This is a genomic window from Luteibacter sp. NPDC031894 (genome assembly GCF_050273135.1).
Taxonomy (GTDB): domain Bacteria; phylum Pseudomonadota; class Gammaproteobacteria; order Xanthomonadales; family Rhodanobacteraceae; genus Luteibacter.
This window is the reverse complement of record NZ_JBNNMV010000002.1, coordinates 226,922-249,444: the sequence shown is the minus strand read 5'-3', so window position 1 is coordinate 249,444 and position 22,523 is coordinate 226,922. Positions and strand designations below refer to the sequence as shown.

19 protein-coding genes are annotated in these 22,523 nt (G+C 67.2%); 9 read left to right on the top strand and 10 right to left on the bottom strand.

Annotation, left to right across the window (positions count from 1 at the left end; all coding sequences use genetic code 11):
• Window positions 1–60: 60 nt before the first annotated feature.
• Window positions 61–972 (bottom strand): 5'-nucleotidase, lipoprotein e(P4) family, encoded by a 912-nt coding sequence (locus ACQKIE_RS07100; RefSeq protein WP_427457264.1) that lies wholly within the window; start codon window positions 970–972, stop codon window positions 61–63.
• 170 nt (window positions 973–1,142) lie between these two features.
• Between ACQKIE_RS07100 and ACQKIE_RS07095 the strand changes: the two genes are divergently transcribed.
• Both ACQKIE_RS07095 and ACQKIE_RS07090 read left to right on the top strand, forming a co-directional pair.
• Complete coding sequence (locus tag ACQKIE_RS07095; protein WP_427457262.1) at window positions 1,143–2,162, top strand: AI-2E family transporter; 1,020 nt, start codon at window positions 1,143–1,145, stop codon at window positions 2,160–2,162.
• Window positions 2,163–2,210: 48 nt separating this feature from the next.
• On the top strand, window positions 2,211–3,230 hold the full coding sequence (locus tag ACQKIE_RS07090) for an AI-2E family transporter (RefSeq protein ID WP_427457260.1): 1,020 nt from the start codon (window positions 2,211–2,213) through the stop codon (window positions 3,228–3,230).
• Between the two features lie 4 nt (window positions 3,231–3,234).
• On the opposite strand, the gene ACQKIE_RS07085 is transcribed toward ACQKIE_RS07090, so the two are convergent.
• Window positions 3,235–5,229: a UvrD-helicase domain-containing protein gene (locus ACQKIE_RS07085; protein ID WP_427457258.1), complete on the bottom strand. Its 1,995-nt coding sequence runs from the start codon at window positions 5,227–5,229 to the stop codon at window positions 3,235–3,237.
• 137 nt (window positions 5,230–5,366) lie between these two features.
• Between ACQKIE_RS07085 and ACQKIE_RS07080 the strand changes: the two genes are divergently transcribed.
• Together ACQKIE_RS07080 and ACQKIE_RS07075 are read left to right on the top strand one after the other, a co-directional pair.
• The gene (locus ACQKIE_RS07080; RefSeq protein WP_427457256.1) at window positions 5,367–6,020 is read left to right on the top strand and encodes a thymidine kinase; all 654 of its coding nucleotides are present in this window, start codon (window positions 5,367–5,369) and stop codon (window positions 6,018–6,020) included.
• Window positions 6,017–6,790, top strand: coding sequence for a hypothetical protein (locus ACQKIE_RS07075; RefSeq protein WP_427457254.1), 774 nt, complete (start codon window positions 6,017–6,019; stop codon window positions 6,788–6,790). Before ACQKIE_RS07080 ends, ACQKIE_RS07075 begins: the two co-directional genes overlap by 4 nt.
• A gap of 18 nt (window positions 6,791–6,808) precedes the next feature.
• Here the strand turns inward: ACQKIE_RS07075 and ACQKIE_RS07070 are convergent, their stop codons facing one another.
• Entirely contained in the window at window positions 6,809–7,753 is a 945-nt protein-coding gene (locus ACQKIE_RS07070) for a hypothetical protein (protein ID WP_427457252.1), read from the bottom strand.
• 213 nt (window positions 7,754–7,966) lie between these two features.
• On the opposite strand from ACQKIE_RS07070, the gene ACQKIE_RS07065 reads away from it, so the two are divergent.
• Window positions 7,967–11,266 (top strand): dermonecrotic toxin domain-containing protein, encoded by a 3,300-nt coding sequence (locus ACQKIE_RS07065; protein WP_427457250.1) that lies wholly within the window; start codon window positions 7,967–7,969, stop codon window positions 11,264–11,266.
• Between the two features lie 23 nt (window positions 11,267–11,289).
• On the opposite strand, the gene mutM is transcribed toward ACQKIE_RS07065, so the two are convergent.
• The 5 genes from mutM to ACQKIE_RS07040 are packed head-to-tail and all read right to left on the bottom strand — an operon-like array spanning window position 11,290 to window position 15,448.
• Window positions 11,290–12,102 carry a bifunctional DNA-formamidopyrimidine glycosylase/DNA-(apurinic or apyrimidinic site) lyase gene (gene mutM, locus ACQKIE_RS07060; RefSeq protein WP_427457248.1) on the bottom strand — a complete coding sequence of 271 codons (813 nt, stop codon included), beginning with the start codon at window positions 12,100–12,102 and terminating at the stop codon, window positions 11,290–11,292.
• Between the two features lie 40 nt (window positions 12,103–12,142).
• Window positions 12,143–12,616 (bottom strand): hypothetical protein, encoded by a 474-nt coding sequence (locus ACQKIE_RS07055; protein WP_427457246.1) that lies wholly within the window; start codon window positions 12,614–12,616, stop codon window positions 12,143–12,145.
• 2 nt (window positions 12,617–12,618) lie between these two features.
• Window positions 12,619–13,965, bottom strand: coding sequence for a GldG family protein (locus ACQKIE_RS07050; RefSeq protein ID WP_427457244.1), 1,347 nt, complete (start codon window positions 13,963–13,965; stop codon window positions 12,619–12,621).
• Entirely contained in the window at window positions 13,965–14,720 is a 756-nt protein-coding gene (locus tag ACQKIE_RS07045; RefSeq protein ID WP_427457242.1) for an ABC transporter permease, read from the bottom strand. Before ACQKIE_RS07045 ends, ACQKIE_RS07050 begins: the two co-directional genes overlap by 1 nt.
• Window positions 14,717–15,448, bottom strand: coding sequence for an ABC transporter ATP-binding protein (locus tag ACQKIE_RS07040; protein ID WP_427457240.1), 732 nt, complete (start codon window positions 15,446–15,448; stop codon window positions 14,717–14,719). The genes ACQKIE_RS07045 and ACQKIE_RS07040 overlap by 4 nt, the downstream gene beginning before the upstream one ends.
• Before the next feature lie 234 nt (window positions 15,449–15,682).
• On the opposite strand from ACQKIE_RS07040, the gene ACQKIE_RS07035 reads away from it, so the two are divergent.
• Window positions 15,683–16,876: a DesA family fatty acid desaturase gene (locus ACQKIE_RS07035; RefSeq protein WP_427457238.1), complete on the top strand. Its 1,194-nt coding sequence runs from the start codon at window positions 15,683–15,685 to the stop codon at window positions 16,874–16,876.
• 176 nt (window positions 16,877–17,052) lie between these two features.
• Here the strand turns inward: ACQKIE_RS07035 and rpmG are convergent, their stop codons facing one another.
• Window positions 17,053–17,217 (bottom strand): 50S ribosomal protein L33, encoded by a 165-nt coding sequence (gene rpmG, locus ACQKIE_RS07030; protein WP_036109728.1) that lies wholly within the window; start codon window positions 17,215–17,217, stop codon window positions 17,053–17,055.
• A 12-nt stretch (window positions 17,218–17,229) separates the two neighbouring features.
• Complete coding sequence (gene rpmB, locus ACQKIE_RS07025) at window positions 17,230–17,466, bottom strand: 50S ribosomal protein L28 (protein WP_036109731.1); 237 nt, start codon at window positions 17,464–17,466, stop codon at window positions 17,230–17,232.
• Between the two features lie 303 nt (window positions 17,467–17,769).
• Between rpmB and secB the strand changes: the two genes are divergently transcribed.
• From secB to ACQKIE_RS07010, 3 genes are all read left to right on the top strand, one after another.
• Entirely contained in the window at window positions 17,770–18,261 is a 492-nt protein-coding gene (gene secB, locus ACQKIE_RS07020; RefSeq protein WP_427457235.1) for a protein-export chaperone SecB, read from the top strand.
• A 3-nt stretch (window positions 18,262–18,264) separates the two neighbouring features.
• Window positions 18,265–19,302, top strand: coding sequence for an NAD(P)H-dependent glycerol-3-phosphate dehydrogenase (locus ACQKIE_RS07015; protein WP_427457233.1), 1,038 nt, complete (start codon window positions 18,265–18,267; stop codon window positions 19,300–19,302).
• 125 nt (window positions 19,303–19,427) lie between these two features.
• Window positions 19,428–22,436 (top strand): DEAD/DEAH box helicase, encoded by a 3,009-nt coding sequence (locus ACQKIE_RS07010; RefSeq protein ID WP_427457231.1) that lies wholly within the window; start codon window positions 19,428–19,430, stop codon window positions 22,434–22,436.
• Window positions 22,437–22,523 lie beyond the last annotated feature (87 nt).

Sequence of the window (22,523 nt, the reverse complement as noted above, 5' to 3'; positions counted from 1 at the left end):
ATGATAGTTGCCTGACATTGCTAAGGCAATACGTCAGGTTATGCCTCCTAACCTACTGATTTACTTGACGCGCAGGGACTCGATCTTCTTCTGGCGACGTTCCGCGCGCGGCAGCGCGTAGTCATTGTCGAACAACGCGCTCTCCCAGGCGCCATAGGTCGGGTTCGGCAACACGAACCAGCGCTCGCCGATCCACGCCGCATAAGGCGCCATCGACGCTTCGCGACCTTGTGCGGTGTTGCCGGCGATGTTGGCGAAGTCGCCGATCTGGTCGCCGAACTGCATGAGTACGCGGTAGTCCCTTGCCACCCGCTGGCGCCGGCAGCCTTTTTCGCTGCCCGATTGTTCACAGCCTTCGACGAAGGTGCCGAGGCCCAGGAACGATGCCTTGCCGGCGACGGGGAAGCCAGCCGAGCGGAGGTTGGCGAGCGTGGCTTCGTCCAGGTCTTTTGCCCGGTTCGAGATGTAGATCACCGCGATGCCATGGGCCGCGGCGAATTGAGTGAACGCCAGCGCGCCGGGCAGGGGCCGGGCGATCGCTTCCTTGCACCACGCGGCCCAGTCGGCCTCGTTGAACTCGCCGCCGGAGCGGATAAGACGCGCCTGGTAGGGCGAGTTGTCCAGAACGGTTTCGTCGATGTCCAGGATGACGGCCGGCTTGAGTCCCTTGAGGGACGCATGCGCCACGCGGTCGTCTTTCGGCAACGCGTCCCAGCTCGGATCCTTCTTCGCCTCGAGCAGTTTCTCCTGCGCGTTGCGGTACGTCTGCAGGTAGATGAAGTCGTGCTCGCTGGCGTTCTGGGACCAGGCGACGGCGTTGAGATTGTCGTCCGGACCGACGCCGGCGGAGGCGGTCGCTGGGGCCTCGGTCTGCGGCGTGGCAGCGGGCGCCGGCGCGGCCGTTCGTGGCGCATGGGCGCAGCCGGCGAGGAACAGGACGGCCGCGCATGCGACCGGAACGAACTTCATCATGGTACCCCTTGGATGACGCATCGCGCCGAGGGCGGCGATTCTCGGACGAGTTTACGACACTGTGACGTCGGGAGCCCCACCGATCACTGTCGTCGTGCCTTTGCGAAGCGCGCTTCCCACAGCCCCCTGCGTCCTGACAGACTGCGCGCTCATCCACCACGGGACCGTCCATGGAAGCCGACAACTCGCGGACACGCGCCGTGCGCATTGCCAGCTATATCGCCGCGGCCCTCGGGCTGTTCCTCGTCCTCTACCTGCGCCTGCTGCCCGCCCTGCTGGCCGGCTTGCTGGTGTACGAGGTCGTGGTGTCGACGGCACCGTTGATGGGCCGGCGCCTGTCGGGCGACCGCGCACGCGTGCTGGCCGTGGCGCTGGTCGGGGTCATCGTGGTGGGGTTGCTGACCCTCCTCGTGCTCGGCGGCATCAGCTTCTTCCGCACCGAAATCGGCAATCCGGAAGACCTCTGGCAGAACCGGCTCATGCCGCTCGTCGAGCGTGCGCGCCAGCAGCTGCCGCCGGCCGTCGTCGACCGGCTCCCCGAGAGCGTGGACGCCCTGCGCATCACCGCGATGGATTGGGCGCGCTCGCATGCGGTGACCCTGCAATTGGCCGGCAAGGAAGCCGCCCGCGTCGTGGTCCACATCATCATCGGGCTCGTGCTCGGGGCCATCGTCGCCCTCAGTCGCGCGCGGCCCACGCACCAGGTGGGCCCGTTCGCCGCCGAGCTGAGCCTGCGCAGCGCCCGCCTCGCCGATGCCTTCCATAACATCGTCTTCGCGCAGATCAAGATCTCGCTGTTCAACACGCTATTCACCGCCATCTACCTGCTCTGCATCCTGCCGTTATTCGGCGTGCACCTGCCGCTGACCAAGACGCTCATCGTCATCACCTTCATCGTGGGCCTCCTGCCGGTCATCGGGAACCTCCTGTCGAACACGGCCATCACGATCGTCGGCCTTTCCGTGTCGTTGTACGTGGGCCTCGGCGCGCTGGCCTTCCTCATCGTCATCCACAAGTTCGAGTACTTCCTCAACGCGCGGATCGTCGGCAGCCAGATCCGTGCCCGGGCGTGGGAACTGCTGGTGGCGATGCTCCTGTTCGAGGCGGCCTTCGGGCTTCCCGGCGTCGTCGCCGCGCCGATCTTCTACGCCTACCTCAAGGCTGAACTGGAAGCCGGGCACTTGATCTAGCGTTCATCCGCCGGCTGCTGGAATCGCGCATCCTCGAGGAGTTCCCGCATGGTCGGTACCGCGCACGACACCCGCACGCTCCGCATCGCCACCTATGTGCTGGCGGCGGTAGCCCTGTGGGCGGTCCTCTGGCTGCACCTCATCTCGGCGCTGCTGGCGGGCCTGCTGGTGTACGAGGTGGTGGAAAGCCTCACACCCCTGATCCGCCGGATCGCTCCCGGCGAGCGTGCCAGGCCGATCGCCGTCGCGATCGTGACGGTTGTCGTCGTGGGCGCCATCATCCTGCTGGTCGTCGCCACGCTGACCTTCTACCGACGCGACATCGGCGATCCGCGCGAGCTGTGGGATACGAAGCTGCTCCCGTTGTTGAGCAAGGCGCACGAACAACTGCCCGCGTGGCTGACCACGAACATTCCCGACAGCTTCGCCGACTTCCGAGAGCAGGGCATGGGGTGGGTGCACGACCACGGGGCCGACCTGCGGCTGGTCGGAACGACGGCGGCGCGGGTTTTCGTGCACATCATTATCGGCCTGGTGCTCGGTGCCATCATCGCGGTGTCGCATGGCGCCGGTGGCCGGGCCGCGCGGCCCCTGTCCTTCGAGTTGTCCACGCGGGCGATGCGGCTCGCCCACGCGTTCCACAACATCATCTTCGCGCAGCTGAAAATTTCCGCGATCAACACGGCGCTGGCCGCGCTGTTCCTGCTGGTCGCCTTGCCGTCGTTCGGCGTGCACGTGCCCTTGGCGAAGACGCTGGTGATCGTCACCTTCGTCACCGGCCTCCTGCCGGTCGTGGGCAACCTGGTATCGAACGTGTTGATCACGATCGCCGGGCTGTCGGTTTCGTTATGGGTGGGCGTCGCCGCCCTCGGTTTCCTGATCGTGGTGCACAAGCTCGAGTACTTCCTCAACGCCCGAATCGTTGGCGGACAGATCCGCGCACGCACCTGGGAGCTGCTCGTGGCGATGCTGGCGATGGAAGCGGCCTTCGGTCTCCCGGGCCTGGTGGCGGCGCCGATCTACTACGCCTACCTGAAAAGCGAGCTGGAAGCGGAACGGCTGATCTGACGCCTCAGGCGCCGCCCGCGAGCATCGCGCGGATGCGCGCCATGTGCGTCTCGGCGGTTTCCTTCTTCACCTCGGCGTCCGCATCGGGGTCCTTGCCATCCCAGTGCAGGTCTTCCTGGGGCAGTTCCTCGAGGAAACGGCTGGGGTCGTTGGAGAGGATCTCGCCGTATTTCCGCGACCTCGCCGCGAACGAGAGCGTCAGCGACTCTTTCGCGCGAGTGATGCCGACGTACATCAGGCGGCGCTCCTCGTCGAGGCGGCCCTCGTCGATGGCGCCTTCATGCGGCAGCGTGCCGTCCTCGCAGCCGACGATGAAGACGAAGCGGAACTCGAGGCCTTTCGCCGAATGCAACGTCATCATGCGAAGTGCGTTGCCGGGATCGTCGCGGTCGGCATGACTCAACAAGGCGAGTTGCGCGGCGATGTCGCCCGTGCGGCCGCCATCCTTGCCCATGGCGCGGAACCAATCGATCAGCTCGCGCAGGTTGCCCAGACGGCGTTCGCGCAAGGTTTCGTCAGGCGTGGATGCTGCGATGTGCGCGCCGTACCCGGATTTCTCGATGACCGACGTCACCAGGTCCGCCGCGCTCTCGTGCACCGCGTGGCTGCGCAGTTCGTCCATCAGGCGAGCGAACCCGGCCAGTGCCGACGCGGGGCGCGGCGAAAGGGTCTTGAGCGCGGCGTCGCTCCGCGCGGCGTCCAGCAACGACGCGTTGCGCGACTGGGCGATCTGGCCGAGTTTTTCGAGCGAAGTGGCGCCGATCTCGCGCTTCGGCACGTTGACCACGCGCAGGAAGGCCGCGTCGTCGGTCGGATTCGTGAGCAGTCGGAGGTAGCAGAGGATGTCTTTCACTTCCGCGCGATCGAGGAAGGAAAGTGCACCGCTCAGGTGGTACGGCACGCGCGCCACGCGCAGGGCCTTTTCCAGCGCACGCGCCTGGAAGTTGCCGCGGTAGAGGATGCAGAAGTCGTCCCAGCGGACGCCCTTGTCCTTGTACTTCTCATGCAAGTTTGCCGCGATGGCGGCGATACGCTCCGCCTCGTGATCGTTGTCCTTGCATTCAAGCACGCGAATCGGCGGCCCTTCGAGATGATCGCTCCAGAGCTTCTTCTCGTGGACGTGCGGGTTGTTCGCGATGAGTTTGTTCGCCGCGCGCAGGATGCGCTTGGCGCAGCGGTAGTTCTGCTCGAGCTTGATGACGCGCAGCTGCGGAAAGTCGCGGCCCAACTGGTCGATGTTCTCGGGATTCGCGCCACGCCAGGCGTAGATGCTCTGGTCGTCGTCGCCGACGCAGGTGAAACGCGCCTTCGACCCCGCGATGGCTTTCAGCAGGCGGTATTGTGCGTCGTTGGTGTCCTGGTACTCGTCGACCAGGAGGTACCGAAGGCGCTCCTGCCAGATCGCCCGCGCATCGTCGTCGGTCTCCAGGATACGCAGCGGCAGGCGGATGAGGTCGTCGAAATCCACCGCGTTGAAGGCCGCGAGACGCTGTTGATAGAGGTCGTAGATCGTCGCCGCCTCGATCTCGCGCGGGCTCCGCGCGGCGGCCATGGCTTCCTCCGGCGTCATGCCGGCGTTCTTGGCACGGCCAACGAGGTTGCGGATGCCCGCGATCACCTCCGGTTTCACGCCCTTGGGCGACAGCTCCTTGATCATGTTGGCGCTGTCGTCCGCGTCGAGCACGGAAAAGCCGCGCCGCAGGCGCGCGCGATCGTGCTCGATCTGCAGGAACTTGAGACCGAGGGCGTGGAAGGTGCAGACGGTGAGCGCCTTGGCGGCATCGTCCGAGATCAGCTTCCCCACGCGCTCGCGCATCTCCTTCGCCGCCTTGTTGGTGAAGGTGATAGCCGCGATCTTCTCCGCCGCGAGGTGCCGCCGCGAAATGAGGTGCGAGATTTTTTCGGTGATGACGCGGGTCTTGCCGGAGCCGGCGCCGGCCAGCACCAGCAAGGGACCGTCGCAGTATTCGACGGCCGCGTGTTGTTGGGCATTGAGCATGGGGTCGACCGGGACGGGCGAGGCCACGCATGGTAACAGGTGCGGGGCAGGGGCCGAAGGCGCCCCTGTGAACCCGTGCGGGCGGCCCTTACCGGGATTTCGCTACCATATCCCGTCACGACCCGATCGAGGCCCGCATGGCCAAGCTGTACTTCTATTACTCGGCAATGAATGCCGGCAAGACGACGACCCTGCTGCAGAGCGCGCACAACTACCACGAGCGCGGCATGCGCACGCTCATCCTCACGCCAGCCCTGGACGACCGTTACGGCGAGGGCGTCGTGGCGTCGCGGATCGGCCTGCAGGCCCGCGCCATGCGCTTCGCCGCGGAGGAAGACATCCTGGCCATTGTCGAGGACGACATCCGGAAGCGCGGCCCCTTGCATTGCGTGCTGGTCGACGAGGCGCAGTTCATGAGCAAGGCGCAGGTCTGGCAGCTGTCGGACGTCGTGGACCGCCTGGGCATCCCCGTGCTGGCCTATGGCCTGCGCACCGATTTCCGTGGCGAACTCTTCGAAGGCAGCAAGTACCTCCTGGCCTGGGCCGACAACCTGGATGAGATCAAGACCATCTGCCACTCGGGGAAGAAGGCCACCATGGTCGTGCGCGTGGACGAGCACGGGCGCGCGGTGACCCAGGGGCCGCAGGTTGAGATCGGTGGCAACGACCGCTATGTCTCCGTGAGCCGTGCCGAGTTCAAGAGCATCACCGGTGGCGGCGGACGAATCGAGCTGCAGCAACCGATGCTGCCGCTCGGCGAGAGCGATCCCGACGAAGGAAATCCCGCGTGACCGAGACGACGCCCATCGCCGCCGAATGGCCGCGCCCCTACTGGCAGCCGAGTGAAGAGCAGGCCGTGCTGCTGTTCTTCGTGTTCGGCTCCTTTTCCGAAGACCTCGCCATCCCGGCCGCGCGATACGGTAGCCCGGGGCTTCCCGAGGGCGTGGAGCTCCAGCGCTTCCAGAACGCGGTGCTCGCCCGTTGGGAGGGCTATCCCCTCTCCGGTGCCCTTGGGGAGCTGCTGCGCGAGGACAACCCCGAGGCTTATGCCGAGGCGAAATCGGCACCGCACGTCGTCGCCATCCGTGGTCGCTTCCCCGACCGCCAAAACCTCGACTACCTGCGCGACACGCTCGGTGTGGTCGCGGCGCTGACCGACGTCGGCGGCAAGGCCGTGGTGGACCCGCAAATCCTCACCTTGTTCGACGCCGCTGGCTGGCGTGAGCACTATCTCGTGCAGGGCGGTGCTCCCCCGCGCCATCACGTGCTGATCCTTTGCAGCCCGGAGGAAACCAAGGGTCGCTCATGGGTCCGCACGCGCGGCATGCGCAAGTTCGGCCGGCCCGACGTTAGCCTGACCAACGTGCCCGACAGGGAAATCGACCGCGCCGGCGCGCTGGCCGAACGTTTCGTGGAACTCGGTGCGCTCGGCGCGCATTTCGATCCGGCGCAGGCGATCGAGGTCGACGGCGTGGCGGGCGGGCTCGCCGTGACGCTGTCCGGCGACGAGGAAGATCCGCGGTTCAACAACAGCCACGCGGCGATGCGCTGGCCCGACTGAGCCGGCGCGCGCGTCCGATCAGGGAGCGGCCGCGCCGACGTGGCGTGGCCCTTCCGGCTGTGTGTCCAGCCAGTCGACGAAGGCGTGGACCCCTCCCAGTTCATGGAAATCGACGGCGACGTAGTTCGGCTTGCGACCCGCCGCGGGCTGGCAGTAGTTCGCGTAGCGGTCCTGCAGGGCCGCGAGCGAGTTGTCGTTCGGTGCGTGCGACTCCGAGGGCAGCCCGTGGAACTGGTTCATCGTGAACAGCGGACGCCAGCCGGGCTTGCTCTCGATGTCATTCCGCCACAGTGGCCGCGTCTCACCCCAGCGGCTGTGACACCGGTAGTCATGCCAAAGCGTGGTGGTTCCGAGGCTCCAGTAGTTCTCTACCGTGAAATCTTCGCTCGGCATGATGTGCACCGCGCCACGGGGTGTCATGAACACGCCGCTCTGGTCGCGATTGAGGCTGAAGATCAGGATGCGCTGTCCGCGACGCACGATCTCGTCGTACGCCGGCCATGCTTCCGTCGACCAGCTGTACGGATCGAAGGTCTTGCCGACGAGGGCGGGAGCCAGCTCGAGTTCTGCAAGGAGCTCGTCGCGGTCGGTGAAGTCCTCCAGGTGTAGCGTGACGATGCTGTCCGGCGACCGCTCGAGGAAGGGCAGGAGTGTGGCGTTGACGAAGTCGGCGAACGGCTCGGACGAGGATCCCCTGCAACGGTTATGGCAGAGCCGCACCCGCCCGTCGTCGGGGTGCAGGTCCAGCATGAAGGCCCTCACCCCCGCGTCGAGCTGTTCCGCGATGGTCTGGCTCTGGTTGGGAAACAGCCCGTTGCTGGTGAACGCATTGTGGGTCGTGACCCAGCTGTAGCGATCGAACGGCAAGGTTTTGTCGTCGGCATCCTTTGCCATGGCGGTCTGGGTGAGGATAGCGATGGCGAGCAGGGCGCTGGCTCGTGTTATGTGACGCGTGAGCTTCATAAGCCGCCTTCCGTGGGAGGAAGGCACAGTCTAGGAGTCCGCGCCCTTGCGTCGCCGTAGGGTAAGTCTGATGGGCGTCGTAATCGTTGCGCCTCGGCATCACCGGACGCAACCGCAAGGAATAGGACGACGCGCTGTAGTCTGTGCCCACGTACAGATCACCTGTCCACGGGCTCCTACTCTGGCGTTCCGATCACGCCAAGGAATGCCCGCATGGACATGCTTCCGCCCGAAGCCCCGCCTGCACAGGTTGCGCACGCCAACCAGTCCGCCATCGCCGCGCTAGAGCGCATGCGCGACACACAGCAATGGCTAGTCACCCTGAAGGACGCGTTGCCCGAGATGGTGGCAGGACGAGAGGGGCGGGATGCCTTCCTCGCGGACCTCGACGCCTTCTGGGACGTTCTCGTGGCGGACGCGCCGGGTATGCCTGCCATACCGCGCCGCCAGGCGCTGGCGCGGCGCCTGGCCCAGGCGACCCGTGACGATGCCTCGCTGCGCCGCAACGACGGCACGTTCCCGGACGAGGCGATGGCATGGGTTTCCCTTGTCGCCCTGTCGTCGGCCGGTTCCTTGCCCAACGAGGTGCGCGCGGAAGAATTGCTCGTGGGCGACATGCCGTATGCGGGGGCGCTGGTGCTGCGGAGCGACCGGGACCCGAGTCGCGTCTTGCTCTTCATGAGCGACGGCGGCTGGCAGGCTTTCGACTCGCTCGACGCCCTTTATCGCGATGTCGAGTGGACTATGCGGACCCGGTTGGTCGGTCGCGACGACTTGCCCGGCATCGGTACGAACGACCTCCTGCCGGTACTAGGTACGCGCTTCCTCCGTGTGCGCGCCATCGAAGACGACGTCTTCGAGACGCTGGCCCGTCGCCTCGTCGCGCGCCAGCGAGAGCGGGTGGTGACGGCGTTCGATGAGGGCAACACGTCGACGGCCCTGAACGATCGCCTGTATGCCGCGATGGAGCCCGGTGCCATGCTGGACATGCATGCCATCGTGCGGCAGCGCGATCTTGCCTTTGCGGAGCGCCGGGACGAGGAACGTTTGATCGCCCAGCCCACACGCGTACGTGACCACTGGCGACAGATGGCGCTCGCCTATCGCGACCGCTGGCGGTTGGACGGCGGAGACCTGCGCATCCCATCGCTCGCGTCGTTCGCTGAAAACGTGTTGGGCAAGGCGCTTCGGGCGCATGGCATCGACGCTCCGCCGCACGACCTAAGAGTGCGCTTGACCCGGCGGGTGCCAGACGCGCCCTTGGGGAACGCCATTTCCGGCTTCCCGCACGAGGACCTGTCGTTGCTCGCACTGGCGTACCGCAACGTCGGTAGCCTTCCGACCGAGCACCTGGAAATCATGGGCGCCGATGGTGCGACTAGGAATGACGTGCCGGCGGAAACGGTGCGCCAGATCGTTCGCGGCCTGGACCTTCCCGACCTTTACGCACGGCACCTCGACGATGCCTTCGGAACCACGGACACTGGCCGCCAACGTCGCACGTCGCACAACGAGTGGCTGGAGGCGCGCATGCGTTTCGAGGCGGCCGATGCGCGGCTGGCCTATTACGACGCCAGCGAACCACGCTCCTTCCAAGACGACCACCAGGAGCGCGGATTCCAATGGGTGCAGGCGGTCCTGGACGGTTCCTCACCGGCGACGCGCCGCACGATCGATGGTCACGCCATCGTCGTCTACCAACTGACCTACAAGGGCGCTCCGCTCGCAGGCGTCTTCATGGTCACCGCACGCCAGGCGGCCGCCGTCCGGCGGGTCGTCCTGTACACGCCGGACGCGCCCGACGGGCGAGCATTTCGCGAGTTTGGCAGCCGTGCCGAGATGACGCGCGACTTCCTCCTCGAGCCTCGCTTCGAGACGTATCTCCTCGATCGACTGCCTACCGTGTTTACCGCATTCGATGCCCGTGGCAGGCGCCACTTCAAGCGCCCCCTCATCAATGGCGGGCGTGACTGGCACTGGGTGTTCGGCATCGAGGAGTGCAAGTCGCGCGACGGGTGCACGGGGTTGGAGGAACGGTTCCAGGAGCGCGAGGTGACGGGCTCCTTCCTTGACGCCGCCTTCGACGCGAACCTGAACCTCGCAAAGCGCAACGCGAACGACATCGCCCGTTCGACCGCGGTGGCCGATTGGGACGGCGTGTTCGACATCTGGGGCTGGAACGTGCCTTTCCAATTGGCGAAGGAGTTTGTCGTCGGCACCGTCCAGAGCGTGCCGCACACCGCCCAGGCGGGCTGGCGCTTCTACGACGATGTCAAATCCGGCGATGCCCTTGGCGCTTACCTTGCCTTCGTCGAAGGCTACACGTCGGCATTGAACATCCTGCCGCTCTACACGCAGGTTCCGCGTTCCGTCGGCGCGAGCATGCGTGCAACTCCGGGCTCGCGCGCCATCGTGCCGAGCCACCGAGGTGTGCCGGCGGCCGACACGTTGTTCGAGAAGCGTTTCCTTGCTCGCGGCGTCGCGCTGCCCGAGGGCAGGCCGTCCGCCGCCGGTGTCTTCACCATCGATGGCAACAGGTACGTCAGGCAAGGCGGGGAGATGTACCACGTGCGGTTCGATCCCGACATCGGCGGCTGGCGCCTGAACCGCCCGGGGGCCCTCGACGCCCGTTTCTCGGGGCCGGCCATTGAATGGCGTCCGGACGGCCAGTGGCACTTCCGGCGCATTGGCCTTGCCGGTGGCTATGGAGGAGCGCCGACGCTTTCCGCCATGTTGGAGGACGTGAAGCCGTTGCTGGCGGATCCGGCACTCCTGAGTGCGGACGCTGCGGCATTGACGGACCCCCAGCGCGCGGTGTTGATCGACGCGCTTTACCGACGCCTGCCACCGCGTGACTTCGTCCTGACGTTGCAGATCAGACTGGACCGCGCGCGCGACGCGGTCGTCTTGACCCACGAACAGCAGCAGGCGTGGAACGAAGCGCTGCGGACGGCGCGGGCGGCAAGGGCGGCGGCCGCGGAGGTGCAGCCATTCCTGGATCCGGACGCCATGGGATGGATGCTGCCGGGACTCCCGCAACAGCATCGCGTGCCCCTGCACGCCTGGCCGTCCGCGGTGTACGCGTACTTGCCGCCGCACGCACTGGCGCGCGCGCGAGGGCCGACCAGCATCTCGCTGTCCCAGCTGCGCATCGAGGAAGTCGCGTCGGGCGTTCCGGTCACCACTCTTCCGCCTTCGACACCGCTAGCCGAGGTGGCCGCCAACATGCTGCCCTTGCTGCCCCGTGAAGTGACGGCGCGCAACGGTGCCACCCTCGGAAGCGCAGCCGGCGGCTGGGTCCGTATCGACCTGCAGGTCCTGCGCTCGAAGGAAGCCCTCGCCCGCCAGGGATACCACTTGTATCCGGTGCGAGGAACGAATGGAGATGGCTTCCTGCTGCGTCCGCTATCGAAGGTCGCAGGAGATGGCACAGGCCGCAAGAGTGTCGTGTTCAGCGATTCGCCGGCCACGCTCGGTGGGTTGGAATTCCAGGTGGAATACCCAGCGCCATGAACGCCACGGCACGAGCCATGGCGTCAGCGCTGACAGGCAGGACAGTAGAACGACGCGCGTCCGCCCAGCGTGACCACCCGGATCGCCGAGCCGCAAACCTTGCACGGCTCACCGGCACGACCGTAGGCGAACAGTTCCTGGAAGAAATAGCCGGGCGCGCCATCCGGCGCAAGGAAGTCACGCAGGGTGGTGCCGCCTCGCTCGATGGCATGCGCGAGGATGCGTTTCACTTCGAGGGCGAGCTTCGCGTAACGCTCGCGCGATACCTTTCCCGCCGCCCTGCGCGGATCGATGCCGGCGGCGAACAAGGCTTCGCTGGCGTAGATGTTACCGACGCCCACGACAACGGCATTGTCCATCAGGAACGTCTTCACGGCGGCCGATCGTCCACGCGAGACGCGCCAGAGCACGTCGCCGTCGAACGCATCGGTAAGTGGCTCCGGCCCGATGCCGTGCAGGAGGTCGTGCGTTTCCCCGGGCATCTGCCAGAGCAGCGCACCGAAACGCCGCGGATCCGTGAAGCGCAGCACCTGTCCGGAGTCCAGCACGATGTCCACGTGGTCGTGCTTGCCGATAGGCGTGTTAGCCGGCAGGACGCGAAGCACGCCGGTCATGCCGAGGTGGAGCAGGGCGGTGCCGACGTCGGTTTGCAACAGCAGGTATTTGGCCCGCCGCTCGACGGTATCGATCACGTGCCCGGGCAGCAGCGTCGACACCTCCGGCGGTATCGGCCAGCGCAGGTCGGGCCGACGGAGCACGACGCCGGTCACGCGACGTCCCTCCACGTGGGGTGCGATGCCGCGGCGAGTGGTTTCGACTTCGGGCAGTTCGGGCATGGGGGAAAGATGGGGCGCGCCGCCGCGGGAGGCAAGCAGCCTACCGCGTCGGGAGCGGCGTCGTGCGGGGTGGGCGGGGCAGCGCCTCGGCGGGAACGATCGCGATGCGCTTGCCGACGCGGACATAGCGCTGCTTGCCCAGCGCCGTCATCTCGCCGAATTCCATGCGCACGCCATCCAGCACCAGGACGGCGAGCGGCGGGACGAGTCCGATCCTTGCCGCATCGAAGTCGGCGGCGGAACGCCAGGACGCCACGGGCGTGGCCGCCAGCGAGGCAAGGTCTTCGGCGCGCCCTTCGTCCGCGTGCGAGGCACCCGCGGTCCACTGACCGTCGCGCCGTTCGAAGTGCTGGTCCGGCAGGCCGTGCAGGTCGACGTCGATGCGCCGTACCTCGGAGGGGTCGAGGCCCGTGAGCGTGTGCGCGCGGAGGTCGGCTTCGTCCGCATGCCATTGCCACGCCACGCCGATGACAAGGCCGGTCAGCAGCAGCGCGCCCAGGTACCGGGGCTTCATCGTCAACGCCGTCTCCGCCGCCACGCGATCCCGACGCCGAGGCCGAGGAGGACCAGCGGCAGGAACACGAGGAACGCGAAGGTCACGAGGTTGAGTCCGTCCTGCGACAGCGAGATCACGCGATCGGGCGCGCCACGGGAGGGCAGGTCGACGAGCACGTCGTCGCCGAGCAGCCAGTCGAGGATGCGCTCGCCCATCGCGCGGTTTCCGCCGTTGCCGACATACGTGTTCGACAGGAAGTCGCCGTCGCCGATGATGACGGCGCGCTGCTCGCTTTTGGCCGGGCTGGGCGACAGGCGGTTGAGCGCGAAGCCGAAATCGAGGGGACCCTTCAATTCGCCCGCCTCGGGATGGAAGGCGATGGTCGAAGGCTTGTCGTTGTCGATGCCGCCGAACGCCGTCCAGCTGCGTTCGCCTGAGCGCAGGAAGGGTACGACCGCCCACTCGTGGGCCGAGACCTGGGCCAGTGCCGAGACCTGCGGGAAAAGCGTCGTGTCGCGAAAGCCGCGAGTGATCGCATGGAAGGGATAGTCGCCGATGACGACGATGCGCGGATCGCTCACGTTGAGCGTGCTGCCCTGTCCGTCCACGAGGACGCCGGGTAGCACGCGCACGCCGAGCACGTCGGCGAGCGCGCCGGTGCCGAGGTCTTCGTTCGTTGGCTCGGCAAGCCATAGCAGGTTGCCGCCGCCGCGCACGTAATCGACCAGCGCCGCGATGCTCGCGGCAGGCAGGGGCGCCGCGGGACTGGCGAGCACGACGAGGTCCGTGTGCTCGGGCACGCCCTGGGTCTGGCTGAAGTTCAATGGCACGGCGCGTATGCCGCGTCGCTCCACCTGGGCCATGAAGGTGCCGAGGTCGGCATTCGCATGGCCGTCGGCTTGCCGCTCGCCATCGCCGGTGACGAAGGCGACGATGCGCTGGCCGCCACGGGCCAGCCGTTCCAGCGCGTTCGACAGGTTGCGCTCGTTGATCGGGCTTTCCACGCGCTCCTCGCGCCCCTGGTAGCGCACCAGGAGCGCACCGTCGCCGGCGATGCCCAGTTGGCGCGACGCGGCGGGATCGAGGTCGGGATCCACGAAGGAAAGACGGAGGTCCTTCTTCGCGCGCACGTAGCGCTCCATCACCGCGGCGATCTGCTCGCGCAGCGGGCCGGTCGGCGAGATGTATCCCACGACGTCCACCGGACCACGGAGTGTGTCGAGCACGGCCACGCTCTCAGGTGCCAGGCTCGCGCGCGCGCCGCGCGTCCAGTCGAAGGTCCACGCATGGCGCGAACTGAGGAAGCCGATGCAGCCGGTGGCGAGGATGAGGCCGAACAGCACGAACCATCGATCGAAGCGACGCATCACTGGCGCTCCCTGTCGGCGTCGAGGCGACGGACGGCGAGGCAGAGGGACAGCGCGATCGCCAACGCGAACCATGCCAGGTCGCTGGTGACGACCAGCCCGCGCAAAAGGTTCTGCAGGTGCGTCGCCATCGTGAGCCATTCGAGGAACCCGCCGGTCACCCCGGCGGCCTGGGCACCGCGGTCGATGGTCCAGAGGACGAGGGTCACGATCAACGCCATGGCGGCGGCGATCGCGGGGAACGAGGTGGCCGCGGAACAGGCCAGGCCGATCGCGGCCAGCGTGGCGAGCAGCAGGGCGGTGCCGAGCGTCGCCGCGGCGAGCTTGCCCCAGTCGGCCGTGGACTCGGCGCCGATGGCGAGTGGCATCGCCAGGGTCGCCAGGAGCCACAGCCCGAGCCATGCGAGCACCGCCAGGTACTTGCCCGCCACGATGCGCCAGGGCGCCAGGCCCGTGGAGGCGAGCAGGGCTAGCGTGCCGGCGCGGCGTTCGCCGGCGATCTGCGTCATGGTCATCAGGGGGACGACGAGGAACGCGAGTTTCGCCAGTTCGGCCAGCAGCGGAATGGCCACCAGGTCGGTGAAGCCGGGGGCATCCGCCAGGGCGGCTAGCTTCACCTGCGCGCCGAGGAACTGGCCCAGGCCCAGGACGAAGGTCCAGGCCAGCCACGCGATCGTGAGGGCAGCGAGCGCCCAGGCCAGCGGCCGGACGGCGAGGCGGCGGAGTTCGAGGGCGGCCACGGCGGCAACGGTCATGCGGCGGCTCCCGTGGCGACGGCGAAGAAGGTGGCTTCCAAAGCTGCGCCTCCCTCGTTGCCGCCGAGCGCCGCGTCGTGGCGGAGCCGTCCCTCGTGCAGGATCGCCACCCGATCGCAGACGGCGACTACTTCGGCCAGTACATGGGTGGACAGCACCACGGCCGCGCCCGCGGCGGCGCGCTCGCGGATGAGCTTGCGCAGCTCGCCGACCTGGACAGGGTCCAGGGCATTGGCGGGTTCATCCAGGATCACGAGGGCCGGGTCGTGCACCAGCGCGCAGGCGAGTCCCAGGCGTTGGCGCTGCCCCTGGGAGAGGACGCCGGCAAGCCGGCGGCGCAGATCGCCGAGTTGCAGCCGGCCGATGATGGCGTCCGCGGCGCGGCGCGCGGCCTGGCGCGTCGCCCCGCGCAGGCGCGCGAATGCCTGCAGGTGTTCCTCGACCGAAAGCTCCGGCCAGGACGGCGCGTTCTCGGGCAACCACCCCACCAGCCGGCGCGCAAGCTCGGGATGGGCCACGAAATCGTCGCCCGCCAGATGAATACGCCCCTGGTCGGGCCGAAGGGCACCGGAAAGCATGGAAAGCGTCGTGGACTTCCCGGCACCGTTGATGCCCAGGAGGCCCATGACTTCACCGCCGTTCAGGGAAAAAGACACGTCGGTCACGGCGGCGCGTCCCGCCCGGCGGCGGGAAACGCCTTCGACGTTCAGCAATAAGGCCGCATTCATGCGGTTACGTCGGCGATCGACGGGTTACGCCGGCCATCGTGAGCGCATCGTGCGAGGGGGTACCGACAGGGCTGAACGGACGGGGTCATTGTCATCCCCGGATTGTGCGCAATGGGCTCGCGATCCCACAACAACCCTCTTCACAATTTGCCGATATCCATGCTGGTGGGTATGGCGCGTGCTCGCTAGACTGCTGCTGCAAGACTCCTTAACTACCCGTGCGGTAACGACACGATGCTCGACACCCTGCTCGATTTCCTGACCAACGGACTCACCCGCGCAAGCTGGGGCGAGATGCTGGTCTACGTGCTCGTGGTCACCCAGCTCACCATCTTCACCGTGACGCTGTACTACCACCGTAGCGCCACCCACCGCGGCGTGGATTTCCACTGGACGCTCAACGGCTTCTTCCGTTTCTGGGGTTGGCTGACCACCGGCATGGTCGTGAAGGAGTGGGTCGCCATCCATCGCAAGCACCACGCGAAGGTGGAAACCGAGGAAGATCCGCACAGCCCGCAGGTCTTCGGCATCAAGAAGGTCTTCCTCGATGGCGTGTCGCTCTACCGCGACGCCAGCGAGAACAAGGAAGACATGGAAAAGTACGGCCGCGGCACGCCGGACGACTGGTTCGAGCGCACGCTGTTCGGTCGTCACCCGTACTGGGGTCCGACACTGATGGCGATCATCGACATCTCGCTGTTCGGCGTGATCGGCCTTGCGATTTGGGCCGTGCAGATGGTGTGGATCCCGTTCTGGGCCGCCGGCTTCGTCAACGGTATCGGCCACTGGTGGGGTTACCGCAACTTCGAGAGCTCGGACACCGCGACGAACATCTCGCCGTGGGGCTTCTGGATCGGCGGTGAGGAACTGCACAACAACCACCACGCGTTCCCGAGCTCGGCGAAGTTCGCCCTGCGCAAGTGGGAGTTCGACATTGGTTGGGCCGCAATCTGCGGCTTGCGCGTGCTGCGCCTCGCCAAGGTCCTGCGCGTGGCCCCCACGTTGAATATTCGCCCGAACGTGCACCTGCCCGACGCGGAAACGCTGAAGGGCGTGCTCACCCTGCGCTTCCAGGCCACGACGGACTACTACCGCAACGTGATCCTGCCGACGATGCGCGAGGAAATGGGCCAGGCCGGTGACAGCATCAAGTCGGTGCCGCGTCGCCTGCGCCGTGCGTTGGCCGACGGTGGCCGCTGGCTCGACAACGACGCCCGCGAACGCTTGCAGGCGGCCCTGGCGAATCGCCCGGCCCTGAAGACGGTCTGCGATTTCCGCGCCCGCCTCGTCGCGCTGATGGAAGAACGCGGTGCCGAGAAGTCGCTGAAGGCCCTGCAGCAGTGGATCGTCGAAGCGGAGCAAAGCGGTATCCGCTCGCTCCAGCAGTTCGCCCAGCGGCTGAAGGGCTACTCGGCGGTTGGCGCGTAACACCCACCGCTACTGCTTGAAGCACGAAACCCGCCGTCGAAAGACGGCGGGTTTTTTTATCCGGTCAATGTGGAGACCTGGCGCGCCGGACACTCGTAGCTCGATGGGAGCGGCTTCCGCCGGGCAAAAAAAACCCGCCTTGCGGCGGGTTTTCGAAGATCCGAAGCGCCAGGCGCTTACTTGATCTTGCCTTCCTTGTATTCCACGTGCTTCCGGACGACGGGGTCATACTTCATGAAGACCATCTTTTCCGGCGTGTTCTTCTTGTTCTTCGTGGTCGTGTAGAAGTGACCGGTGCCCGCGGTGGAAATCAGGCGGTGCTTATCGCGCTTGCTTGCCATGGTTCGATCTCCTTAGATCTTTTCGCCGCGGGAACGGAGGTCGGCCAGCACAGCCTCGATGCCGTTCTTGTCGATGGTGCGCAGCGCGTGGTTGGAAACGCGGAGCTTCACCCAGCGGTTCTCGCTGGCGACCCAGAAACGACGCTCGTGCAGGTTCGGCAGCCAGCGGCGACGGGTCTTGTTGTTCGCGTGCGAGACGTTGTTGCCGCTCTGCACGCCCTTGTTGGTGACTTGGCATCTACGGGCCATGGGGGCCTCCTTTAGATTCATTGGACCGCCCTTTGGCCAGGACGGCATCGGCCCAGCGGCACGCCATAAGGGGCGCCACGCGATGGCTGGAGGATGGAGCGCTTCCGCCAGTGAGAAGCCCGCATCGCGTCACGGACTTTCCCGACGTATCGGGCTGGCATAGGGAAGCCGGGCATTCTCTCAGAAGCCGGGACCTTCATGCAAGCCGGACTGTGCGGCGTGCCGGGTTGTGTGAAACAATCCCATCCTTTCGTGCCAGCGGCACGCAATCAGCCCACACGACGCCTTTTCGAGGACCACGCAATGGCAGAAATCACCGCCAATGGCCAGGCCGGCCAGCCGCAGCTCGTGCTGCAGAAGATCTACGTGAAGGATGCCTCCTTCGAAGCCCCGAACGCCCCGCAGGTGTTCCAGGAAATGGGCGAAACCGAAGCCCAGCCGCAGGTCCAGCTCAACCTGGGCCACAAGGCCGTCGACCTCGGCAACGACATGTTCGAAGTGGTGCTGAGCCTCACCCTCACCTGCAACCTGGGTGAGCGCACCGCCTATCTCGCCGAAGTCCACCAGGCCGGCATCTTCGGTATCGCCGGCTTCTCGGGCGACGACCGCGACGGCATCCTCGGCTCGTACTGCCCGAACCTGCTCTTCCCCTATGCGCGCCAGATGGTGTCGTCGCTGGTCCAGGAAGGCGGCTTCCCGCCGTTCCTGCTCCAGCCGATCAACTTCGACGCCCTCTATGCCGAGCAGCAGCGCCAGCAGGTCGAAGGCGCAGGTGCCCATTCGCTCAACAGCTGAGTCATGAGCGCCACCTCCCGACCCACCGTCGCCGTCCTCGGCGCCGGGTCATGGGGCACCGCACTGGCAGCCTTGCTGGCGCGCAACGACGTCCCCACGCGCCTGTGGGGGCGCGATGCCGACGCGCTCGCGGAAATGGCCGCGGCGCGCCGCAACCTGCGCTACCTGCCGGATCTGGACCTTCCACCGGAGCTCCGCTACGAGGCTGACCTGGCTACCGTGCTGCGCGGGGCGGACATCATCCTTCTCGTGGTGCCGAGCCACGCGTTCGCCGCGTTGCTGGACCAGATCGTCCCGTTGCTCGACGCCGGGGCCCGGATCTCCTGGGCCACCAAGGGTTTCGAGACCGGCACGGGCCGTTTCCTGCACGAGCTGGTGAACGAGAAGCTGCCCGGCCGTCCGGCGGCCGTCGTCACCGGTCCGTCGTTCGCCCGCGAAGTCACCGCCGGCCTGCCCAGCGCGGTGACGGTGCACGGCACGGACGAGGCGTTCGCCAAGGAACTGGCCGTGCTGCTGCATGCGCCCAACTTCCGCGCCTACACGGGCAACGACATCCTCGGTGCCGAGCTCGGTGGCGCGATGAAGAACGTCCTCGCCGTGGCGACGGGCGTCGCCGATGGCATGGAGCTGGGGCTCAACGCCCGCGCCGGCCTCATTACCCGCGGCATGAACGAGATGCTGCGCCTGGGCGTCGCCTTGGGCGCGCGCGCGGAAACCCTGATGGGCCTCGCCGGACTGGGCGACCTGGTGCTCACCTGCACCGGCGACCTCTCGCGCAACCGCCGCCTGGGCCTGGCGCTCGGCCGGGGCATCCCGCTGACCGAGGCGGTCCGCCAGATCGGCCAGGTGGTGGAAAGCGTCGTCACCGCCGACGAGGTCGCGCGCCTCGCCGGGTTCCACGGCCTGGACCTGCCGATCTCGGCTGCCGTGCGCGCCGTGCTGCATGGCGAGGTAACGCCCGAGGAAGGGCTGCGCACGTTGATGGGGCGCGAGCAGAAGGCGGAGTATCCCGTCGACCTCTTTCCCCATCGCCGCGGCTAGGCGCCGGCGTCGGCGCCTCCCGGCTGGCTGAACCGGTCCGGTCCACTGGGTAAAAAGTCCTACGGGTAACGCATCGTGGCTTTGCTAAGCTTCCTGTTTTGGTCGCGCGGGCAGGATCGCTACGGATGCATCAACCGGACGACAAGCGCAGGCGGGACTATGCCGTCGACGTGCTGCCACAGGCGTGGCAGCGGGCACTGGGCAGCACGACGCGCCCGGTGGCGTCCGAGCGTGCCGTGTTGGGCTTCTTCCTTGAAGGCATCAATGACGATCACGAGCCGGCGGCTCGCCTCGACGTCGCTCCCGTCCTTCTGACGCTGGGGCCCGACGGGCGCTATTCGCGTCCGCTACCCCTCGACAGCCGGCACCTCGCGGACACGGCGCTGACCGTCGTCGAGAAGCGCCTCGCCGCGACGCTGCTGGGCCTGCCCCAGACCTTGCGCAAGAGCCGCAGCTACGCGCGTTTCACCGGCGAGCTGGGCGACCAGCTCCTGGCCGAGGTGCTCGAGAGCGCCCCGTGCTTCTTCGGCGGCGTTGCCGGCCTGCAACTTTCTCGCGGCAAGCCGCAACCGCTGCGCTGGCGCTGGAACCTGGAAAAGGACGGTAGCCAGAAGCTCCTTCCCGACGTGCCCGCCAGCCAGCGCCTGTTCCGGGTGGGTTCGCTGTGGTTCCTCGACGCGGAGCACGCCGAAGTCGGCCTCCTCGAGGGTGACGCGGAAGAGAGCGGCTGGCTCGACCTGCCGCCACTGCCGCCGGAAAACACCCCGGCGTTCCGCGCCGGGCTCGAGGCGACGCGCATGGGCCCCCGTGTGCCGGAGCCGCAGGTTTTCGGAGAGGTGCGTCGCGCCGAGGTGTCGCCGCGCCCGGTGCTCGTGCTGCATGCCCTGACGCGTCACGCCCGGCTGGCTGCTGGCACGCCGCCACTTGCTTATGGACGTCTGGCCTTCGATTACGCCGGCGAGCGCCTTCCCGGCCGCGGCGGCGAGCCCCTGGTTCGCCGCGTGCGCAACGGTGCGTTGCTCGAAATCACCCGTCGCCGCGCCGAAGAACTGGCGACGATGGAGACCCTCGAGACGGCCGGCCTCAACCCGGCGGTGGATACCGAGGGTTTGCCCTGGGACATGGCCGACACGCTGCCTGACGACGCGTGGCTGTTCCCCGGCAAGGGGTATGCAGGCGCGCTCGAGGTGAATACCCCGGCGCGCTGGCTGGCGCTGCGGCCCAAGCTCGAAGCCGACGGCTTCCAGCTCGAGTACGCACCGAGTTTCCCGTTCGAGGTACTGGAAGGCCCCGTGCGCTGGTACGGCCAGGCCCACGAGGATGACGCCGATCGTGCCTTCGACCTGGAGATCGGCATCGAGGTCGAAGGCAAGCGCGTGAACCTGCTGCCCGCGGTCGCGCAGGCGCTCGCCGAGCACCAGTTGAGCCTCAGCCCGATGCCGGGCGAGGCCGAGGATTCGGTCTGGTACGCCCCCGTCGACGAGCGACGTCGCGTGCCGGTCCGGCTGAAGGAATTGCGCGGCCTGCTCGCGCCCCTCGCGGAATACCTGGAGAAGCCGCGCCAGCAGTTGCACCTGCCGCGCGTGCAGGCCGGTCGCCTCGAGGAACTCGCCCAGGCCTTGCCCAGCGGCGGTTCGTTCGAAGCGCCCGAACGTCTGCGCGGCTTCACCCGCCGCCTGCGCGAGGCGGCCGAGCGCGCCAGCGATGCGATACCCGACGGCCTGCGTGCCGAACTGCGCGGCTACCAGCGCGATGGCTTGCGCTGGATGAACGCGCTCGCCGAAGCCGGCACGGGTGGCGTGCTTGCGGACGACATGGGCCTCGGCAAGACGCTGCAGCTGATCACCCACCTGCTTGCGCTGAAGGAAAGCGGCAACCTCACGTCGCCCGCGCTGGTGGTCGTGCCGACCAGCCTCGTGCCGAACTGGATTTCCGAGGTCGCGCGCTTCGCGCCGGGCCTGACGTTGCTCGCCCTGCATGGGCCGCAACGCGCGGAAACCTTCGCGCGCATTCCCGAGCACGACGTCATCCTCACCACCTACGCGCTCTTGCCTCGCGACGTCGACACGCTGAAGAAACAGGACTTCGCGCTGGTCGTGCTGGACGAAGCGCAGCAGGTCAAGAACCCGCGCACGCAGGCGCGCCGCGCGCTGCTCACGTTGAAGGTGCCGCGCTGCCTCTGCCTCACCGGCACGCCGCTGGAAAACCACCTCGGCGAACTGTGGTCGCAGATCGACCTCGCCGTGCCGGGCCTGCTGGGCGACGAGGGCGCGTTCCGCCGCCATTACCGCCTTCCGATCGAGAAACACCAGGACCTGGAATGCCAGGAGCGGCTCAATCGCCGCATCGCCCCCTTCATCCTGCGCCGCACGAAGGCACAGGTGGCGTCTGAATTGCCGGCGAAGACGGAAATCACCCGTCGCGTGGTGATGGAGCCGAGGCAGCGCGACCTCTATGAAAGCCTGCGCCTTTCACTGGCGGAGGAGTTGCGCGAGGTCATCGCACAGCGCGGTATCGCGCACAGCGGCATCGTGGTGCTGGACGCGCTGCTGAAGCTGCGCCAGGTCTGTTGCGATCCGCGCCTGGTGAAACTGGAAGCGGCACGCGGCGTGCGTGAATCGGCGAAGTTCGAACTGTTGATGGACATGCTTCCCGCGCTGCTCGCGGAGGGCAGGCGGGTGCTGCTCTTCAGTCAGTTCACCGAGATGCTGAAGCTCATTGCCGCCGAACTCGATCGCCGTCGCATCAGCTACGTCACCCTCACCGGCGAAACGCGCGACCGCGCCGAACCCGTGCAGCGATTCCAGGAAGGCGAAGTGCCGCTGTTCCTCCTCTCCCTGAAGGCCGGTGGCGTCGGCCTCAACCTCACCAGCGCGGACACGGTCATCCATTACGACCCGTGGTGGAATCCTGCCGCCGAAGCCCAGGCGAGCGATCGCGCGCACCGCATCGGCCAGGACAAGCCGGTCTTCGTCTACCGCCTGATCACCGCCGGCACGGTGGAAGAGCGCATCGAGGAGCTGAAGGCACGCAAGGCGGAACTCGCCGACGCCGTCCTCGAAGGTGGCGGCAGCCGCGAACGCCTCAGCTTCGACGAAAGCGATCTGGATGCCTTGCTGGCGCCGTCCGCCTGAGCTACGCCCAGCGTCGCGCGTGAGCGCTTTGGATCGGCACCCTTCGCGACCGTCTTGCGATGGCGCGCATGCGATCACCATAGCGAA

What these genes read in the sequence shown, in the direction of transcription:
- ACQKIE_RS07100 (WP_427457264.1), bottom strand. Translation starts at nt 972, where the DNA reads ATGATGAAGTTCGTTCCGGTCGCATGCGCGGCCGTCCTGTTCCTCGCC.
- ACQKIE_RS07095 (WP_427457262.1), top strand. Translation starts at nt 1,143, where the DNA reads ATGGAAGCCGACAACTCGCGGACACGCGCCGTGCGCATTGCCAGCTAT.
- ACQKIE_RS07090 (WP_427457260.1), top strand. Translation starts at nt 2,211, where the DNA reads ATGGTCGGTACCGCGCACGACACCCGCACGCTCCGCATCGCCACCTAT.
- ACQKIE_RS07085 (WP_427457258.1), bottom strand. Translation starts at nt 5,229, where the DNA reads ATGCTCAATGCCCAACAACACGCGGCCGTCGAATACTGCGACGGTCCC.
- ACQKIE_RS07080 (WP_427457256.1), top strand. Translation starts at nt 5,367, where the DNA reads ATGGCCAAGCTGTACTTCTATTACTCGGCAATGAATGCCGGCAAGACG.
- ACQKIE_RS07070 (WP_427457252.1), bottom strand. Translation starts at nt 7,753, where the DNA reads ATGAAGCTCACGCGTCACATAACACGAGCCAGCGCCCTGCTCGCCATC.
- ACQKIE_RS07065 (WP_427457250.1), top strand. Translation starts at nt 7,967, where the DNA reads ATGGACATGCTTCCGCCCGAAGCCCCGCCTGCACAGGTTGCGCACGCC.
- mutM (WP_427457248.1), bottom strand. Translation starts at nt 12,102, where the DNA reads ATGCCCGAACTGCCCGAAGTCGAAACCACTCGCCGCGGCATCGCACCC.
- ACQKIE_RS07055 (WP_427457246.1), bottom strand. Translation starts at nt 12,616, where the DNA reads ATGAAGCCCCGGTACCTGGGCGCGCTGCTGCTGACCGGCCTTGTCATC.
- ACQKIE_RS07050 (WP_427457244.1), bottom strand. Translation starts at nt 13,965, where the DNA reads ATGCGTCGCTTCGATCGATGGTTCGTGCTGTTCGGCCTCATCCTCGCC.
- ACQKIE_RS07045 (WP_427457242.1), bottom strand. Translation starts at nt 14,720, where the DNA reads ATGACCGTTGCCGCCGTGGCCGCCCTCGAACTCCGCCGCCTCGCCGTC.
- ACQKIE_RS07040 (WP_427457240.1), bottom strand. Translation starts at nt 15,448, where the DNA reads ATGAATGCGGCCTTATTGCTGAACGTCGAAGGCGTTTCCCGCCGCCGG.
- ACQKIE_RS07035 (WP_427457238.1), top strand. Translation starts at nt 15,683, where the DNA reads ATGCTCGACACCCTGCTCGATTTCCTGACCAACGGACTCACCCGCGCA.
- rpmG (WP_036109728.1), bottom strand. Translation starts at nt 17,217, where the DNA reads ATGGCAAGCAAGCGCGATAAGCACCGCCTGATTTCCACCGCGGGCACC.
- rpmB (WP_036109731.1), bottom strand. Translation starts at nt 17,466, where the DNA reads ATGGCCCGTAGATGCCAAGTCACCAACAAGGGCGTGCAGAGCGGCAAC.
- secB (WP_427457235.1), top strand. Translation starts at nt 17,770, where the DNA reads ATGGCAGAAATCACCGCCAATGGCCAGGCCGGCCAGCCGCAGCTCGTG.
- ACQKIE_RS07015 (WP_427457233.1), top strand. Translation starts at nt 18,265, where the DNA reads ATGAGCGCCACCTCCCGACCCACCGTCGCCGTCCTCGGCGCCGGGTCA.
- ACQKIE_RS07010 (WP_427457231.1), top strand. Translation starts at nt 19,428, where the DNA reads ATGCATCAACCGGACGACAAGCGCAGGCGGGACTATGCCGTCGACGTG.